The sequence below is a fragment of the Streptomyces sp. NPDC054956 genome (assembly GCF_053609185.1).
The window spans coordinates 18,004-32,719 of the sequence record NZ_JBSGXB010000052.1 but is presented as its reverse complement, the minus strand read 5'-3'; the positions used below and the strand labels follow the sequence as shown (position 1 = coordinate 32,719).

11 protein-coding genes are annotated in these 14,716 nt (G+C 72.2%); 6 read left to right on the top strand and 5 right to left on the bottom strand.

The annotated features are described in order from the left end of the window. Window positions 1-153: 153 nt before the first annotated feature. Window positions 154-1,710 carry a hypothetical protein gene (locus tag ACWGDE_RS12250; RefSeq protein ID WP_453388892.1) on the bottom strand — a complete coding sequence of 519 codons (1,557 nt, stop codon included), beginning with the start codon at window positions 1,708-1,710 and terminating at the stop codon, window positions 154-156. A 150-nt stretch (window positions 1,711-1,860) separates the two neighbouring features. Between ACWGDE_RS12250 and ACWGDE_RS12245 the strand changes: the two genes are divergently transcribed. Next, window positions 1,861-3,030 (top strand): sensor histidine kinase, encoded by a 1,170-nt coding sequence (locus ACWGDE_RS12245; protein ID WP_453388891.1) that lies wholly within the window; start codon window positions 1,861-1,863, stop codon window positions 3,028-3,030. Beyond that, the gene (locus tag ACWGDE_RS12240) at window positions 3,027-3,722 is read left to right on the top strand and encodes a response regulator transcription factor (RefSeq protein WP_453388890.1); all 696 of its coding nucleotides are present in this window, start codon (window positions 3,027-3,029) and stop codon (window positions 3,720-3,722) included. The genes ACWGDE_RS12245 and ACWGDE_RS12240 overlap by 4 nt, the downstream gene beginning before the upstream one ends. A gap of 33 nt (window positions 3,723-3,755) precedes the next feature. On the opposite strand, the gene ACWGDE_RS12235 is transcribed toward ACWGDE_RS12240, so the two are convergent. Beyond that, window positions 3,756-6,665 (bottom strand): collagenase, encoded by a 2,910-nt coding sequence (locus ACWGDE_RS12235; RefSeq protein ID WP_453388889.1) that lies wholly within the window; start codon window positions 6,663-6,665, stop codon window positions 3,756-3,758. A gap of 278 nt (window positions 6,666-6,943) precedes the next feature. On the opposite strand from ACWGDE_RS12235, the gene ACWGDE_RS12230 reads away from it, so the two are divergent. Together ACWGDE_RS12230 and ACWGDE_RS12225 are read left to right on the top strand one after the other, a co-directional pair. Next, window positions 6,944-8,155, top strand: a complete 1,212-nt coding sequence (locus ACWGDE_RS12230; RefSeq protein WP_453388888.1) for a serine hydrolase domain-containing protein — start codon at window positions 6,944-6,946, stop codon at window positions 8,153-8,155. A 152-nt stretch (window positions 8,156-8,307) separates the two neighbouring features. Then, the gene (locus tag ACWGDE_RS12225) at window positions 8,308-9,735 is read left to right on the top strand and encodes a lamin tail domain-containing protein (protein WP_453388887.1); all 1,428 of its coding nucleotides are present in this window, start codon (window positions 8,308-8,310) and stop codon (window positions 9,733-9,735) included. On the opposite strand, the gene ACWGDE_RS12220 is transcribed toward ACWGDE_RS12225, so the two are convergent. Then, window positions 9,725-11,176 carry an FAD-dependent monooxygenase gene (locus tag ACWGDE_RS12220; RefSeq protein WP_453388886.1) on the bottom strand — a complete coding sequence of 484 codons (1,452 nt, stop codon included), beginning with the start codon at window positions 11,174-11,176 and terminating at the stop codon, window positions 9,725-9,727. The genes ACWGDE_RS12225 and ACWGDE_RS12220 overlap by 11 nt on opposite strands. Before the next feature lie 38 nt (window positions 11,177-11,214). On the opposite strand from ACWGDE_RS12220, the gene ACWGDE_RS12215 reads away from it, so the two are divergent. Then, window positions 11,215-11,907: a TetR/AcrR family transcriptional regulator C-terminal domain-containing protein gene (locus tag ACWGDE_RS12215; protein WP_453388885.1), complete on the top strand. Its 693-nt coding sequence runs from the start codon at window positions 11,215-11,217 to the stop codon at window positions 11,905-11,907. Window positions 11,908-11,955: 48 nt separating this feature from the next. On the opposite strand, the gene ACWGDE_RS12210 is transcribed toward ACWGDE_RS12215, so the two are convergent. After that, entirely contained in the window at window positions 11,956-12,819 is an 864-nt protein-coding gene (locus tag ACWGDE_RS12210; protein WP_453388884.1) for a hypothetical protein, read from the bottom strand. A 268-nt stretch (window positions 12,820-13,087) separates the two neighbouring features. On the opposite strand from ACWGDE_RS12210, the gene ACWGDE_RS12205 reads away from it, so the two are divergent. Continuing rightward, window positions 13,088-13,900 (top strand): aminoglycoside N(3)-acetyltransferase, encoded by an 813-nt coding sequence (locus tag ACWGDE_RS12205; RefSeq protein WP_453388883.1) that lies wholly within the window; start codon window positions 13,088-13,090, stop codon window positions 13,898-13,900. Here the strand turns inward: ACWGDE_RS12205 and ACWGDE_RS12200 are convergent. After that, a complete protein-coding gene (locus tag ACWGDE_RS12200) occupies window positions 13,849-14,643 on the bottom strand; it encodes a M15 family metallopeptidase (protein WP_453388882.1) in 795 nt (264 codons plus the stop codon). The genes ACWGDE_RS12205 and ACWGDE_RS12200 overlap by 52 nt on opposite strands. Window positions 14,644-14,716: the final 73 nt, after the last annotated feature.

Below are 14,716 nucleotides of genomic sequence, written 5' to 3'. Positions count from 1 at the left end.
AGATCCGAAAGAGACGACCTAGGCGGGACGCGTCCGCGGACGGCGCCGCCCCGGCGGCAGCGGCCCTTGTTCCCCCCCGGTTGGGGCCGGAGGCCGGGCAGGGCCTCGTACGGAGACGGCGCGGGGGCCCGGGCTCCCCGCGCCGTCCCCGCGTCACCTCCAGTCCGCGGGCTGTTCGGCCCGCTCGCCGTGTGCGTCCTGGTCATCGCCCCGCGGCAGCCGCCTCAGGGCGAGGGCCGTCACGACGGCCGTGTACGCGCACAGCACGCCGATCCCGGCCCACCACGGAAGCGGGAAGAATCCGGCGGACGGCACGTAGTGGGCGACGACCTGCGGATACTCGACCAGGGTCTGCTGTACGGCGAACCCGGCGGCCGGGGTGACCCGCAGCAGCCACTGCGCCAGGCCGTCCGGCAGCAGGGGAAAGGCGGTCACGGCGTACGGGACCACGACCGCCGGGACGCAGACGAGGACCGCGAGCCGGCCGCGCCGCAGTACGGTGCCGAGCGCGAAGGCGAGTACGGCCGAGAGCGCGAGCGCAGCGGCGACGCCCACGACGACCCGCAGCAGCGTCGGCGCGGACATCTCGGTGACCTGGACGCCGTTCGCCTTCAGGACCGTCGCGCTCACCGGGATCACGATGCCCACGGCGAGGAGCCCCGTCGCGAACGTCGCCGCTCCGACGACGGCCGCCCTGACCGCGAACATCCGGCGTACGGGCGGTGCACCGCCCGCCGGTTCGAGGCGCGGCCCGCGGGTGGCGAACCGTACCGCGACCGCCATCACGACGAGCAGCGCGAGACTCAGGCCGGAGAGCGAGCGCTCCACGGGGCGGGCGCCGGAGGTCGCCACGGGCCCGATGTCGCCGGTGCCGGAGACGGTGATCCTGCCGCCCTCCTCGACCACCCCGGAGGGCTGGTGGTACTTCTCCCAGTCGGAGCGGTTCATCTCGCCGACGGCCTCGCCCTTCCAGCCCCCGGCCGCGGCCGCACCCTCCAGGGTGATGTTGTCGAAGGAACCGGCGGCCTGTGTGAAGCGCACCTGCTCCGTGGCGCCGCCGAGGCCGACGGGCCGCAGCGTCAGATCGCCGGGCGAAGCCGCGAACAGGCCCACCTGCGCGGTCCCGGACAGCCCGGGCACCTTCGCCGTGCCGACCGTCGCCCAGTGCTCGCCGTCGGCGGACTCCTCGCCCGTGACGGTGTCGCCCGACCGCGTCAGCCGCAGCCAACGCGGCGACTGCTCCGAGAGCCCGCCGCCGCTTCCGGTGCTGCCGGCGATGTCGTGGCCGTAGTCGTACTGCATCCGCACCCCGTGGCTGCCGGTGAGCATCAGGGCCGCGTACGAGGACCCCGGGCGGACGCCGTCCTTGATGATGATCCCGGCCTTCGCCCAGGGCACCAGGCCGGGGATGATCTGGTCGTGGCGGGGCGGCGGGTAGGTGATGGTGCCGGTCATGGACGTCATCCGGACCGTGATGCTGCCGTTCTCCGGCAGGTTGCGGTGAGCGAAGTAGAACTGGTCGCTGACGGGCGAGCCGTCCGGTCCGGTGGGATCGGAGGCGCACGGGCCGGAGCAGGAGGCGTGGTTGCCGAACGCGTAGAGGAGGCCGAGCGCGAGGACGACCAGGGCCGCGGCCGCCAGGGCGACCAGCCTGCCCGGACGCCGGAACGCGATCCATTCGTGCCGCAGCAGATCCTTGGTTGTTTGCATGGTCCGGTTCTACGGAGCCGCCGGTAACGAGATCCGAACCGCTGCTGTCATGACGCTGTTAGGTCCGGCCGGGCATGCTGGGCCCACCGGCCGGACCCGGGGAAGGACCCGGCAGGTGACCAGAACGTGCACCGGACCGGGGGAGGAAACATGGGCGAGCAGCGGAGCAGGACCGTCGGACGGCGGTTCACCCTCTTGTACGCCTGCGTCTTCCTCCTGTCCGGCATCGGGCTGCTCGCCCTGACCTACCTGCTCTCCGGCACCGACGTGTCGAGCGTCGCGCCCGGAAGCTTCCCGCCCGGGGTGCCGGGCTCCGGCGCCGAGCAGCACATCCGGGATCTGGAGGAGCAGCTCGCGGACGTGCACGCGCGGCAGTCGCGCCAGCTGCTGTTCGGCTCGCTGATCGCGATGGCGGTGATGGCCGTCGTCTCGCTCCTGCTCGGCAGGGTGCTGGCCGGCCGCGTGCTGCGCCCGTTGCGGCTGATCACGGCGGCGACGCGGCGGATCTCCGCGGACAACCTGCACCAGCGGCTCGGCGTGGCCGGTCCCGCCGACGAGGTCAAGGAGCTCGCCGACACGATCGACGGACTCCTGGCGCGGCTGGAGGCCTCGTTCGCCGCGCAGCGGCGGTTCGTCGCCAACGCCTCGCACGAACTGCGGACGCCGCTCGCGACGATGCGCGCCTCGTTGGACGTGGCCGTCGCCAAACCGGAGCCCGCGGCGCAGACGGTCGTACTCGCCGGCCGGATACGGAGCGAACTCGACCGGGTGGACGTGTTGTTGGAGGGGTTCCTCGTCCTGGCCCGGGCCCAGCACGGAGTCCTCCCCGACCGGGTTCCCGTCTCGCTCGGTGAGCTGACGCGGGAGGCGATGGCCGCCCGGGACACCGGCATCGCCGCGAAGAACCTGACCGTCGACCACGGGATCCTGCCGGACGCGTGGACGCCGGGCAGTCCGGCGCTGCTGTCCCGGATGGTGCAGAACCTGGTCGACAACGCGATCACGCACAACCACGAGGGCGGCTGGATCCGGGTGGCCACCGAGCAGAGCACGACCCAGTGCCGGCTCGTCGTCGAGACCGGCGGCAGCGTCCTCGACCAGCGCGAAGTGGACCGGCTGACGCAGCCGTTCGAGCGGCTCGGCGCCGACCGTACCGGCTCGGAGGAGCGTTCCGGACTGGGACTGTCGATCGTCGCCGCGATCGTCGCCGCGCACGGAGGCGGCCTCGACCTGCGGGTCAGGCCGGAGGGCGGCCTGCGCGTGACGGTGGCCTTGCCGTCGGCGGCCGGGCCCGAGGGCGACGCAGGGGTGGCACCGTGAGGATCCTGGTCGTCGAGGACGCGAGAGCGCTCGCGGAGGTCGTCGCCGAAGGGCTGCGGGACCAGGGGATGGCCGTCGACATCGCGCACGACGGGCTCGCCGCGGCCGCCAAGCTCGACGCGAACGCCTACGACGTCGTGGTCCTGGACCGGGACCTGCCCGGGATCCACGGCGACACGCTCTGTCAGATGATCACCGAGCGGGAGGAGCGCGCGATGGTCCTGATGCTGACCGCCGCCGGATCGCCCGGCGACCGCGTCAGCGGTCTGACCCTCGGCGCCGACGACTACCTCGCCAAGCCCTTCCACTTCCCGGAGCTGATCCTGCGCATCCGCTCCCTGGCCCGCCGCAGGCCCGCGGCCCGGGCCCGTACGCTGCGTGCGGCCGGCCTCGAACTGGACCCCGTACGCCGCACCGCCCTGCGCGAGGGCAGCCGGCTCGAGCTGTCCGTCAAGGAGTTCGCCGTGCTGGAGGCGCTGCTGCGGGCCTTTCCGGCGTTCCTGAGCGCCGAGGAGCTGCTCGAGCAGGTGTGGGACGAGTACGCCGATCCGTTCACCAACACCGTGGCCGTCACGGTGGGCCGGCTGCGCCGCAAGCTGGGCGGTCCGCCGGTCATCATCACGACCCCCGGGGTGGGCTACCGCATCGCCGGTGATCCGGCCGCCGACGGCGTCGGCCCCCACCCCTCCTAGCGCTGGGTGGGGGCCGACGTACGGGGGCCGGGCTCAGAACTGGGTGGAGACGGTGACGTTGGCGAAGTCCTGGGCGGCGTACAGGCTGATGTAGACGTAGCCGGCCGGGGGGTTGGACACGGTCAGGGTTTCGGTGTTGCCGCTCTGCGTCGAGCGGGCGGTGTTGTTGGCGGTGGTGGCCCAGTTGGTGGGGCTGTAGTAGAGGTCGGCGTTGCCGGTGCCGCCGGAGACGCTGATCTTGAGTGAGGCGGTGCCGGCGGGGACGTTCAGGTAGAAGTACCGGTAGTTGCCGGCCGTGGCGGAGACGTTGGACCGGCGGCAGTTGTCGCCCAGCACCCGGGTGTCGGTGGCCGTGCACTCCGCCTGGGCCGCCCCGAACTGGGTGGAGACGGTGACGTTGGCGAAGTCCTGGGCGGCGTACAGGCTGATGTAGACGTAGCCGGCCGGGGGATTGCTGATGGTCAGGGTTTCGGTGTTGCCGCTCTGGGTCGAGCGGGCGGTGTTGTTGACGGTGGTGGCCCAGTTGGTGGGGCTGTAGTAGAGGTCGGCGTTGCCGGTGCCGCCCGAGACGCTGATCTTGAGTGAGGCGGTGCCGGCGGGGACGTTCAGGTAGAAGTACCGGTAGTTGCCGGCCGTGGCGGAGACGTTGGACCGGCGGCAGTTGTCGCCCAGCACCCGGACGTCGGGGTTGGTGCACTCGGCGGGACCGGCGGTGCCGACGGTGACCGTCTTGGTCGTGGCCGCGGTGGCGCCCTTGTTGTCGGTCACGGTGAGCCGCACGGTGTACGTGCCGGCCGCGGCGTAGGTCTTGGCCGGGTTGGCGGCCGTGGAGCCGGTGCCGTCACCGAACTCCCAGGTGCGGGAGGCGATCGTGCCGTCCGCGTCGGTGGAGGCGTCGGTGAAGCCGACGGCCAGACCGTTCACCGCCGCGGTGAACCCGGCCACCGGGGCCTGGTTGGCCGGCGGGGTCGTGGTGCCGCCGCAGTCGCCGACGGCGCACCTGGCGAGCCATGCGGCGAAGTCCGCGTCGTAGCGGGTGCCGATGGTGGAGGTGAGCAGGGTGCGGGCGGCGGCCCAGTTGCCGGTGCGGTAGTGGCCGAGCAGCGTGGCCACGTCCTGCGGGTGGGACTGGAGCAGGTAGCGGACCGCGAGGTAGCCCCACTGGTAGACACGCGTGGAGTCGGAGTTGTCGTAGGTGGTGTCGAACAGGGTGCTCAGCTTGTACGTGTTCTTGCCCGCCTCGGTGACGGCCCGGTCGTAGGTGACGTTGCGGTACGAGTACGAGATGTACTCCGCGAAGCCCTCGACCCACATCACGGTCGGGGTGGTCATGCCCGCGTCGAAGTCGCCGTACATGTCGAAGCGGCCGTCGAGGTAGTGCGTGTACTCGTGGTTGAGGTTCCAGATCTGGAACTCCGGCCGCACCCACTCGGCCTCGTACGCGATGAAGCGCGGCTGGTTCCCGGCGGCGGCCGGGTTGCCCTCGAGGTACATGCCGCCGTTGTCGGTGCTGATCCCGAAGATGACGCCGGCGTAGGTCTGGTAGTCGGCGCTGGAGTCGAACGCCACCACCTCCAGGCCGGTGTTGTTGTCGTTGGCGACCGGGCCGCCGTCCTTGACCACGTTGTGGAAGAAGGAGTCCTGGTTGGCCAGGCTGGTGCAGCTGGCGGCCAGCTCGGTGGCGGTCATCTGCTGCGCGACGATGCGCAGGCTCGGGCTACAGGTGTGATTGACGGTCAGCACGGCGGCGCGGACCCGGTTCGACAGGTCGCAGGTGCCGTAGTACGAGCAGTTGGACGCGTCGTACGAGGAGGTCATCTCGGCCAGCGGGACCCAGAGCGAAGCGGTCCGGCCCGTGATGGCCGTGCGGTCGAGGAGCTGCTTGACGAGCGGCCGTACGGTCGCCTGGAGCGCCGAGTGCTGGAGGAAACGGCCCAGCTCGCGGGCGGCGTTGGCGGTCAGGTACGCCTTCCCGGTGCCCAGCAGGTCGTCGTGGGCGACGGCGAAGTCGCGCAGCACGGTGAGGATGCTCGGGTCCGCCTGCACGGCGGGCAGGAACTCCGCGGTCTGGTGACCGCGGAACAGGATGGTGTAAGCGTTGTTGACCGCCGCGACCATCGACCAGGAGCTGTCGTAAGAGGAGTTGTAGCCGGTCAGCAGGCGCTTGACGACACCGAGGTAGCGCGCGTTCTCCTGGGCGCTGTCGATCAGGATGACCGCCTCCGCCAGGGTCTGGCCGTTGGCCTCGGTCACGTCCTTGGAGCGCGGCGCGGCGAAGAACCCGTCCAGGGCGCCCTGGATCGAGCTCTTCAGGGCCGGGCCGTAGGCGCCGACCGTGGAGGAGTTGTACCACTGCACGAAGTAGCCGGCGCGCAGGTAGAGCACCAGCTGGCCGGTGGAAGTGCTGTTGTCGCCCGGGTAGTTGGCGGTGGCGGAGCGCAGTGCGTCGGCCACCGAAACCATCTGTGCCTCGCGGAAGGCGGCCTTCGCGTCGGTTCCCTTGAGCTGGAACAGCGTGTTCACGCAGGCCGTCTCGGAGGCCTTGATCTGCTGGACCAGTGCGCTGCCGGTCTTCGAGGTGAAGTCCGCGACGTTGCAGGCCGCGGCGAGGGCGCGGGCTCCGGGCGCCTGCTGCGCGTCGGCCTTCTGCCGCGGGCTCTTCGCCGGGTCCGCGGACGCCCGGAGCGGGGCGCGCCCGGACAGGTCCGCGTTCGGCCGGGCGGCGTGCTCGGCCCGCAGTGCGGCGGCCGCGGCCGCTTCCGTGGAGGGCTGCGGGGCGGCTGAGTCCGAGGTCAGGGCCGGGGCCGGGACCGCGGCTGGGGAGGGTTTGACCTCGCCCGCGAAGGCCTGTCCGGCCGGGGCGAGCAGGGTCAGGCCCAGACAGCAGGCCAAGGCGGCTATGAGGGGCCGGAAACGGCCCTTCGTCGTGGGGGAGCTTCGCATGGGGGGTTGGCCTCCGGCCGGTCTGCCGCCGCGCTGGGAACACGGCGGATGTGGAGTAAACAGCTCTGGAACAGAGGGAGTTGGCGGGGAATCCAACTCCTGTCGTGCACACGATAAGGAACTGTGCGATGTAACATGGCACACATCACATGGCGCGGGAAGGGTCCTGGGCGCACTTTTCGGCATCCGGGCACCGGGCTCGGCCTCGCGGACCGGATCGCGTTCCGCGCCGGGCGCCTTGCCGTGCGGCGCGCGCCGGGCGCGTTCATACTGGCGGGGTGAGGCGTACTCGTACGGTCTTGCTCTGCATCGCCGGCCTGATGGGCGCAGCCCTTCCGGCCGGGGCCCTCGCGGCCCCGGCTTCGGCCGCGGCGGCCGCCGAGGCCTGTGTGAACTCTCCGGGACCCGCCCAGGGCGACGCCCGCGAGGTCCTCACCATCGCCCAGAAGGCACAGCGCGAGTTCGGCCTGAACTCTGTGATCCTGAAGGTTTCCTCCGACGGCAAGGAAGTGCTGACCACGGCCCTCGGGGAGTCGATGACGAGCGTCCCGGCCGAGCCGTCGATGCACTTCCGTACCGGGTCGGTGGGCATCGTCTACATGGGCGCCGTACTGCTGCAGCTCGTCGAGCAGGGCAAGGCCTCGCTCGACGATCCGGTCTCCCGCTGGCTGCCGGACGTGCCGCACGGTTCGGAGATCACCCTGCGGATGCTCGGCAACTCCACGTCGGGCCTGCACGACTACGTCACGGACCCCAAGTTCCTCGCGGAGCTCGAGGCCGCCCCGTTCCGCAAGTGGACTCCGGCCGAGGTCATCGGAATCGCGACGGCCAAGCCGCTCCTGTACAAGCCGGGGACCAACTGGAGCTACTCGCACGCCAACTTCGCGATCCTCGGCGCCGCACTGGAGAAGATCAGCGGCCTTCCGCTGGACCAACTGCTCACGGAGCGCGTGTACAAGCCGCTCGGGCTGAGCCAGACCAGTAACCAGTACACGCCGCAGATTCCCGAACCCGCCCTGCACGCCTTCACTTCGGAGCGCGGAACGTACGAGGAGTCCACCTTCTGGAACCCCTCGTGGACCACGGCTCCCGGTGCGGTCCTCGTGCAGAACATCTGTGATCTGGACCGGTCCGCGCGTGCCATCGGGACCGGTGAGCTGCTGTCCGCGAAGTCCTTCAAGACCCAGCTCGATCCGGGCACCCTGGGCCTGGGCCACGCGACGTCCACCTGCCCGGTCAGCATCTGCCAGCTGACCAACACCGAGGCCCACCACTTCGGTCTGGGCGTGATCGTGTTCAACGGCTGGATCCTGACGAACCCGTCGTTCTCCGGATACGCGGCGATCCAGGCCTACTTGCCGACGGACAAGCTCGCGATCTCGGTCTCGGTGACCCAGGGGCCCAAGAGCCCCGCCGGCAACTCGGCCCAGGTCATCGCCGAACGCATCGCCGCCGTCCTCGCCCCCGGACACCCGCTCAAGATGCGCTGACGCACACCCGGCCGCTGTGGCCGCATGCGTGCTTCCACGCTCCGCGCACAGTTCGGCCATCGTTCACGGGACACCTCCCGGCCTGAGGGCCCCCATTCGGCCCGGACGGAGAACCTCGTGCGGCCCTGCCGCAACGACCCCGGGAAGACAACGTGACCGCATCGCGCGCCCGCCACCGGCACCACCGCCGCACCCTCGCACTCGCACTCGCCGCCGTCCCGGCCCTGATGACGGGAACCCTGACCGCCGCCCCGGCCCACGCCGCTCCGGCCGACGACATCCGCATCAACGAGGTGGTGACCACCGGGAACGTCGACGACTCGATCGAGCTGTACAACAAGGGCGCCGCGACCGTCGATCTGTCCGGCTGGATCCTGAAGGACGACAACAACAGCTCCAAGTACAAGATCGCCTCGGGCGTCACGCTGGCCCCGGGCGCGTTCCGTGCCTTCGACGTGCACGCCTCCTTCGGCCTGGGTTCCGCGGACAAGGCGCGCCTGTACCTGCCGGACGGCGGCACCCTGGCCGACAGCTTCACCTGGAGCCGGCACTCGGCCCCGTCCTGGTCCCGCTGTCCCGACGGCACCGGCGCGTTCAAGGAGGCCGCTCTGACGCTCGGAGCCCCCAACGACTGCGGGGGCACCGGTGGGGGCACCACCCCGGTTGCCTGGCCGGGCAGCGGCTCGGTGACGACGGCCGACGCGTCGAACGTCCTCGGCGCGGACGTCAGCGGGCTCTACCAGGAAGGAGGCGTGATGTGGGCGGCCCAGAACTCGGGGAAGCTGTGGCGCCTCCTCCCCGACGGCTCCGGCGGGTGGACCCCCGACACCGCCAACGGGTGGTCCTCCGGCAAGACGCTGCGCTTCCCGGGCGGCGGCTCCGGCAGTCCCGACGCCGAGGGCGTCACGCTCACGGGCGCCGGCAGCGCGGGCGGGGTGTTCGTCGCCAGTGAGCGCAACAGCGGTTCCTCGGGCACCAGTCGGCTGTCCGTCCTGCGCTACGACGTGAGCGGTACGCCGTCCACGCTGACCGCCGCCCAGGAGTGGAACCTGACCGCGGACCTGCCGTCGGTGGGCTCCAACCTCGGTCTGGAGGCCGTCACCTGGGTGCCCGACTCCTCCCTGGCGGGGGCCGGGTTCAAGGACGCCTCGACCGGCTCGGCGTACGACCCCGGCCGCTACGGAGCGCACACCGGCGGGGTGTTCTTCGTCGGCGTGGAAGGTACGGGCATGATCTACGGCTACGTACTGCAGGATTCGGGGGCCTTCACCCGGGTGGCCTCCATCAGCAGCGGCATGGCCGGCGTCATGGAGCTGCAGTGGGAGCCGCAGGCCTCCCGCCTGTGGGTCGTCTGCGACAACACCTGCTCCGGTCAGCACCGGACCATGCAGGTCAACGCGTCCGGTGTGTTCGCGACCACCGCGGTCCACAACCGTCCGAGCGGCATGTCCGACCTCAACAACGAGGGCTTCTCGGTGGCCGGGGCCGCGGAGTGCGTCGGCGGTTCCAAGCCCGTCTTCTGGTCCGACGACAGCGACACCGGCGGCCACGCCCTGCGCAGGGGCAACATCACCTGCTGACACCGCCGGACGCCGTGGGGTCCTGGGATCCGCCGAAGCGGGCCAGGTAGCGGGCGAGGCCGGTCGCGTCCTCGCCCGCCCAGCCCACGTATCCATCGGGCCGGACCAGGAAGACCCCCTTGCCGTACGGCTCGTACGCGCTCATCCGGTGGACCTGCGTGAACGCGGTATCGACGGGCGGGAGTTCGGCGTCCGTGCCGACGGCGAGCAGGGTGAAGTGGGGGCCCCGGAACAGGTCGAAGAGCCTGCGGCCGTTCGGGAGCGGGCCGTCCGGGGCGCGGTCGCCGGCTTCCAGGGCGCCCGCCGCCCCCTCGGAGAGCGGGCCGCCCCGGTAGCCCAGGCCGAGTTGGCGGGTGGCCTCGCCGCGCTGTTCCTGGCCGCGGTGGATCCGGGTGGACAGACCCAGGACCTGGGCGGCCACGGGCTGCCGCTCCTGCTCGTAGGTGTCCAGGAGCGCCGGGTCGGCGCCGTGGCTCAGCACCTGGCCGAGCTTCCAGCCGAGGTTGTAGGCGTCCTGGACGCTTGTGTTGAGTCCCTGGCCGCCGGCGGGGGAGTGCACGTGCGCGGCGTCGCCCGCGAGCAGGACCCGTCCGTCGCGGAACCGGTCGGCCATGGCCGCGCGCGGCCTGAAGTCGGAGGACCAGCGCACCTCGGTCACGTCGTCGGCGCTCAGGTGGGTGCGGGCGGCGACCACGGCGGGGATGTCGAGGTCGTCGGTCCGCGCGACGAGCTGGTAGTCCTCGGTGCCGGGCAGCGGGCACAGCGCGGCGAAGCCGTCGTCCGCGCCGGGGAAGAGGTGCCAGTGGTCCCGGTCCAGGGCTCCGGGGCGCAGCCGGACGTCGGCGACGACCATCGGGGCGGGGTCCACGGTCTCGCCGGTCATGCCGATGCCCAGGGCCTTGCGGACGGTGGACCGGCCGCCGTCGGCGGCGACCAGGTAGGCGGCGCGCAGGGTGCTGCCGTCGGCGAGGTGCGCGGTGACCCCGTCGGCGTCCTGGCCGAGGGCGCTCAGCGCCGTACCGAAGGCGATGCGGCCGCCGAGGCCGGTGAGGCGCTCGCACAGGATCTCCTGGGTGCGCCACTGGGGGAGCAGCCGGGCCCGCGGGTGGGGCTCGGTGTCGGTGGGCCCGCCGACACCGCTGTCGCCGAGCATGTTGTGCTCGCCCACGGGGGTGCCGTCCTGCCAGATCTGCCCGATGGGGGCGGGCGCGCTGGAGGCCTGCACCGCGTCACCGACGCCGAGGTCGTCGAGGACCTCCAGGGTGCGCGGCTGCAGGCCCTTGCCCCGTGAGCCGGGGAAGAGGGATCCGGCGCGTTCGACGACCAGGGTGCGGACGCCGCGGCGCGTGAGGTCCAGGGCGAGGGCCAGTCCGGTGGGGCCGGCGCCGACGACGAGTACGTCGAGGGCTTCGTTTTCCTTAACGTTGTTAAGTGCGGTCATGGGTACGAGGATCGACTTAACGCTGTTAAGTTGTCAAGGTGGCGACAGAACGAGATGCACGAGATGCGGATGCGAAACCCGAACGGGCCCGGCTCGACCGCGCGAAGGTGGCCTCCACCGCCCTGCGGCTGCTCGGCGAGGTGGGCCTCGAAGGGCTGACCCTGCGCGCCATCGCCAAGGAGCTGGACGTCAAGGCGCCCGCCCTGTACTGGCACTTCAAGGACAAACAGGCCCTGCTCGACGAGATGGCCACCGAGATGTTCCGCCGGATGACCGCGGACCTGGACACGGCGCTACGACCGCCCCGCGACTGGCGCGAAGCGCTGGAAGCCGCCATGCGCGGGTTGCGCGGGCACCTGCTGCGCTACCGGGACGGAGCCAAGGTCTACAGCGGCACGCACTTCACGGACATGAGCTACGCCGCGCCCATGGAGGCCCATCTGCGGACCCTGGTCGCGGGGGGCTTCACGGCCGCCGGGGCCGCCCGCGCCTGGTTCACCGCGTACAGCTACACCATCGGGTACGTGATCGAGGAGCAGTCCATGGGCCCGCTGCCCGGCTCGGGCGGCGAGGGCTACGACCTGGCCGCCCGAGCCGAGCGCCTCGCGGACTACCCGCTGACGACGGAGGCGGGCCCGGAGATGTTCCGCGACCAGGACGCAGGCTTCGAAGCCGGTCTCGCGGCGGTACTCGCGGGCATCGCCGTGACCCTGCTCCCGCCGCCCGCGTAGGCGGCGGCCGGCCGGGGCCACGGGCGGCCACGCGGAGAGCCGGTCCGCCTACCGGGCGGGCGGGGCCGGTTGCCGCCGGACCTGCGCGGGGGTGTGGCTGTAGTGGGGGGCGCCGCGCTCCATTCCGATGGAGAGCAGGCGGGGATTGTCGGTGAGGGGGTGCAGGTCGCCGTCCTGGATGACGGTGGTCCCGACGACGGCCACCTCGGACAGGGACGGGTGGCCCGCCAGCGGGGTCAGGGAGTCCAGCGGACCGCAGTTCTCCAGGACCAGGGACTTCAGCCGCGGAAGGCGGGCGACGAAGTCCACGGACGCGGGTTTCGCGCCGATCAGCCGGAGCTCCTCCAGTTCCGCCGCGGCGGACAGTTCGGCCGTGTCGGACAGCCGGCCGTCGTAGATCCACAACCTCCGCAGCCCGGGCAGACCGGCCGCGCCCGCCAGGGAGAGCTCGCCGGTACGCGCGAGGCACTCGATCCGCAGGAATTCCATGTGCGGGTTCGCGCCGAGCAGCTCCAGCGCACCGCTCCGCCAGCCGAGGACGGTGAGCGATTCGAGCGCGGGCAGACCGGCCGCGCCCTTCGAAACGAACGTCCAGGGAGCGTCCAGTTCCCGCAGGGACCGCAGCCCGGAGAGGTCGAGCTTCCCCTTCTGCCGTCCGGTGACGCTCAGGAGCGTGAGGTCGCGGCACGCGCCGGCGGGCCGGGGATCGCGGATGCCGAGCCCCAGGCGCAGGGAGCGCAGGTTCGGCAGGGCGGGAGCGAAGGAGATGTCCACCGAGGCGCCCGGCTGGTGGCAGCCGATCATCAGCCCGTCGCACTCCCCGGACGCGAAGCGCTCGCCGTACTCGGGCAGCCACGGCTCGCAGGTGAGCTGCATCTCGTTGTCGCTCGACCTGGTCTTCCTGATCTTCACGTGCGGATCTCCTCGGCTGCCACCCACGAACCGACAACACTCTGCCATTCACGGTGAGCGGCCCCGGCCCCGGCCCCGGCCCCGGCTCCCGGCGGACGGCGCCGGGTGGCCGGACTGCGCCGCGACACCCCGAGGACGCCGGGCCGACGGGCCTGACCCCGCGGTCCGCGCGGATCTTCGACGCCCTGGGACACGACCGCCCGACGGGCGGCCCGGGACGGTCCAATTCGGTGGTGGGGGCGCCCGCGGACCCCCGACACTGGCTGCCATGGCCATGAATCCTCAGCCCGGGCCCCTGTGCACGCGCGATTCGCTCGCCGCCGAACTCCGCGCACTGGGCTTGCGCCCCGGTGAGACCCTCCTCGTGCACTCCTCCCTCAGCTCGCTCGGCTGGGTCTGCGGCGGCCCCGTCACGGTCGTGAGCGCGCTGCTCGATGCCCTCGGGGAGGAAGGGACCCTGGTGGTGCCGACGCACTCCGGCGACAACTCCGATCCGGCGCACTGGAGCTGTCCGCCCGTGCCCGAGGAGTGGTGGGCCGCGATCCGCGCCTCGATGCCGCCCTTCGACGCGCGCACCACCCCCACCCGCGGGGTCGGCGTCATCCCGGAGACCCTCCGCAACTGGCCGGGCGCCGTGCGCAGCGGCCACCCGCAGACCTCCTTCGCGGCCGTCGGCCCGCGCGCCGCCGCGATCACCGACGGTCACGCGCCCGACTGCGGGCTCGGCGAGCGCAGCCCGCTCGCCCGACTGGAGGAAGCGGGCGCGCGCATCCTCCTCCTGGGCGTGGGCTTCGACCGCTGCACGGCGTTCCACCTGGCCGAGTACCGGGTTCCCGGGATGCCGCTGACCGACAACTCCTTCGCGGTCACGACACCGGGCGGCCGCCGTTGGACCACGGTGCGCGACACCGGGATCACCTCGGAGCGCTTCGACGAGCTGGGCGCGGCCTTCGAGAAGGAGCGCCCGGTGGTACGGGGCACCGTGGGCGGGGCCGACGTCCGGCTGTTCGACCTGGCCGACGCCGTCGCCTACGCCGAGCGCTGGCTGCCCGGGAACCGGCCGTACGGGGCTATGGGCTGACGGCCGACGGCCGCGGAGTCCGCCCGCTCCGCCGAGTCCTCCAGGGCCGCCCGGGTGCTCGGGAAGCGGAAGTACGTGTCGGGGAAGGTCTCGTCGACCAGCGTGAAGTGCCACCACTCGGTGGGCAGGTTACGGAAGCCCGCCTCGGCCATGACCGCGTTCAGGCGGCGGCGGTGGGCGCGCGCGGCCGGCGTGATCGAGGCGCTGAGGGTGTGCGAGAGCGGATCGAAGAAGTCGAAGGGCGTGCCCATGTCGAGTGCCCGGCCGTCCCCGTCGACCAGGGTGACGTCCACGGTGCTGCCGCGGCTGTGGCCGGACCGGGTGTGGATGTAATCGGGCCCGAACAGCCGGGACTTGGGCACCCGGGGGTGGAACCTGGCCCTCGTGGCCGGATCCTCGGGGCCCAGGGCCCAGCGGCGCATGTGGTCCACGGCCTGCTGGGGGCGGTAGCCGTCGAAGACGAGGAGCGAGTGGCCGGTGCCGGCCAGCAAGTCCTGGGCGTGCCGGAGCGCGCGGGCGGCGGGGGCGGTCAGGAGGCAGGTGGCCTCCTGGTAGCCGTCCAGGGGAGCGCCGACGAAATTGTGGTCGCGGGCGTAGCGCAGGTCCTGGCGGACGGCCGGGGCGATGTCGGCGAGGGCGACGAACCCGGGGCGTGCGCGGTCGGCCCGGTCGCCGGCCCGGTCTCCGGCCCGGTCTCCGGCCCGGTTCATGGTCCGGTTTCCGGTCAGTGCGGTGGGGGTCAATGCCGGCTCCCTTCGGGGCGGGCCGCGTCCGGTCCGGAGCGGCGGTGGGAGCCAGCCTGCTGCGGTCGTGCAG